This is a genomic window from Phocaeicola faecalis (assembly GCF_021730445.1).
GTDB lineage: Bacteria > Bacteroidota > Bacteroidia > Bacteroidales > Bacteroidaceae > Phocaeicola > Phocaeicola faecalis.
Genome location: NZ_JADNRM010000043.1, coordinates 1 through 3027 on the forward strand (window position 1 = coordinate 1; position 3027 = coordinate 3027).

Genomic DNA, 3027 nt, shown 5'->3' on the forward strand with positions numbered 1-3027 from the left:
ATAGTGGAGATGGCGACCGGCGCACGGGTGAGTAACGCGTATCCAACCTGCCTTATACTCTTGGATAGCCTTCTGAAAGGGAGATTAATACAAGATAGTATCATGAGTGAGCATTCTCGCATGATTAAAGGTTTACCGGTATAAGATGGGGATGCGTTCCATTAGATAGTAGGCGGGGTAACGGCCCACCTAGTCTTCGATGGATAGGGGTTCTGAGAGGAAGGTCCCCCACATTGGAACTGAGACACGGTCCAAACTCCTACGGGAGGCAGCAGTGAGGAATATTGGTCAATGGACGGGAGTCTGAACCAGCCAAGTAGCGTGAAGGATGAAGGTTCTATGGATTGTAAACTTCTTTTATAAAGGAATAAAGTGGGGCACGTGTGCCTTTTTGTATGTACTTTATGAATAAGGATCGGCTAACTCCGTGCCAGCAGCCGCGGTAATACGGAGGATCCGAGCGTTATCCGGATTTATTGGGTTTAAAGGGAGCGTAGATGGGTTGTTAAGTCAGTTGTGAAAGTTTGCGGCTCAACCGTAAAATTGCAATTGATACTGGCGTCCTTGAGTACAGTTGAGGTGGGCGGAATTCGTGGTGTAGCGGTGAAATGCTTAGATATCACGAAGAACTCCTATTGCGAAGGCAGCCCACTAAACTGCAACTGACATTGAGGCTCGAAAGTGTGGGTATCAAACAGGATTAGATACCCTGGTAGTCCACACGGTAAACGATGAATACTCGCTGTTTGCGATATACGGCAAGCGGCCAAGCGAAAGCATTAAGTATTCCACCTGGGGAGTACGCCGGCAACGGTGAAACTCAAAGGAATTGACGGGGGCCCGCACAAGCGGAGGAACATGTGGTTTAATTCGATGATACGCGAGGAACCTTACCCGGGCTTAAATTGCAGCGGAATGACGTGGAAACATGTCAGTGAGCAATCACCGCTGTGAAGGTGCTGCATGGTTGTCGTCAGCTCGTGCCGTGAGGTGTCGGCTTAAGTGCCATAACGAGCGCAACCCTTGTTGCCAGTTACTAACAGGTGATGCTGAGGACTCTGGCAAGACTGCCATCGTAAGATGTGAGGAAGGTGGGGATGACGTCAAATCAGCACGGCCCTTACGTCCGGGGCTACACACGTGTTACAATGGGGGGTACAGAGGGCCGCTACCACGCAAGTGGATGCCAATCCCAAAAACCCCTCTCAGTTCGGATTGAAGTCTGCAACCCGACTTCATGAAGCTGGATTCGCTAGTAATCGCGCATCAGCCACGGCGCGGTGAATACGTTCCCGGGCCTTGTACACACCGCCCGTCAAGCCATGGGAGCCGGGGGTACCTGAAGTGCGTAACCGCAAGGAGCGCCCTAGGGTAAAACTGGTGACTGGGGCTAAGTCGTAACAAGGTAGCCGTACCGGAAGGTGCGGCTGGAACACCTCCTTTCTGGAGAGGACTCAAATCTTGAGGTTTTTGTTCTTGTACTACTGCATTTGTTTATCTATATATAAAAGAGAAAGAAGAAGCCGAGTCTAATTAAAGGTAGACAAGGTTGAACCTGACAGTCCTATAGCTCAGTTGGTTAGAGCGCTACACTGATAATGTAGAGGTCGGCAGTTCAACTCTGCCTGGGACTACGAATCTCGAAAAGAAAACGATTCGGGGGATTAGCTCAGCTGGCTAGAGCATCTGCCTTGCACGCAGAGGGTCAACGGTTCGAATCCGTTATTCTCCACTCTCCCTTTTAAAAGGGAAACGGTCTATGACATATTGTACAAGCAAAAAAGTAATTTTAGTAGTAAAGAGCTAAAAGTATATATCATCCCGCTCTCACGCAAGTGTCAGCGGATGTATGAAGAAAGTAATTAAGGGCGCATGGCGGATGCCTTGGCTCTCGGAGGCGATGAAGGACGTGATAAGCTGCGATAAGCTTTGGGGAGGTGCAAATAACCTTTGATCCGAAGATTTCCGAATGGGACAACCCAATACCTTGAAGAGGTATTATCCTACGACGTAGGATGCTAACGCAGGGAACTGAAACATCTTAGTACCTGCAGGAAAAGAAAATAAACAATGATTCCCCCAGTAGTGGCGAGCGAACGGGGAATAGCCCAAACCATTCATGTTACGGCATGGATGGGGTTGTAGGACCACGATATTGCATGAAAGCAACAGAGAGGAATGTTCTGGAAAGTCCAACCATAGAGCATGAAAGTTGCGTACTCGAATGTTGCCGAAGCATAGTGGTATCCTGAGTAGCGCGGAGCACGAGGAATTCTGCGTGAATCAGCCGGGACCATCCGGTAAGGCTAAATACTCCCGAGAGACCGATAGTGAACCAGTACTGTGAAGGAAAGGTGAAAAGCACTTCGAACAGAAGAGTGAAATAGTTCCTGAAACCGTGCGCCTACAAGCGGTCGGAGCAGCGTCAGCTGTGACGGCGTGCCTTTTGCATAATGAACCTACGAGTTACCGTTGCCGGCAAGGTTAAGGGAAATGATTCCTGTAGCCGAAGCGAAAGCGAGTCTGAAGAGGGCGTACAGTCGGTAGTGGTAGACGCGAAACCAAGTGATCTACCCTTGAGCAGGTTGAAGTCTGGGTAACACCAGATGGAGGACCGAACCAATAAGCGTTGAAAAGCTTCTGGATGACTTGAGGGTAGGGGTGAAAGGCTAATCAAACTTGGAGATAGCTCGTACTCCCCGAAATGCATTTAGGTGCAGCCTTGGAACTTACTAATGTGAGGTAGAGCGACTGATAAGATGCGAGGGCTTCACCGCCTATCAAGTCTTGACAAACTCCGAATGCGCATTAGTTCCATTCCAGGAGTGAGGGCATGGGTGCTAAGGTCCGTGCCCGAGAGGAGAAGAATCCGGACCACCTGCTAAGGTCCCGAAATGACAGCTAAGTTAAACTAACGAAGTCAGATTGCTAAGACAGCTAGGATGTTGGCTTGGAAGCAGCCATTCATTTAAAGAGTGCGTAACAGCTCACTAGTCGAGGAGTTTGGCGTGGATAATAATCGGGTAT

General features: G+C 49.3%; 2 tRNA genes and 2 rRNA genes. All 4 read left to right on the forward strand.

The features are described 5' to 3' along the window. Window positions 1-1443: ribosomal RNA gene (locus IR173_RS17895) — 16S ribosomal RNA — on the forward strand; the annotation flags it as partial. Between the two features lie 117 nt (window positions 1444-1560). Beyond that, window positions 1561-1634: transfer RNA gene (locus tag IR173_RS17900), tRNA-Ile, on the forward strand. 24 nt (window positions 1635-1658) lie between these two features. Further along, window positions 1659-1732, forward strand: a tRNA-Ala gene (locus IR173_RS17905). Between the two features lie 120 nt (window positions 1733-1852). Next, window positions 1853-3027, forward strand: a 23S ribosomal RNA gene (locus tag IR173_RS17910); the annotation flags it as partial.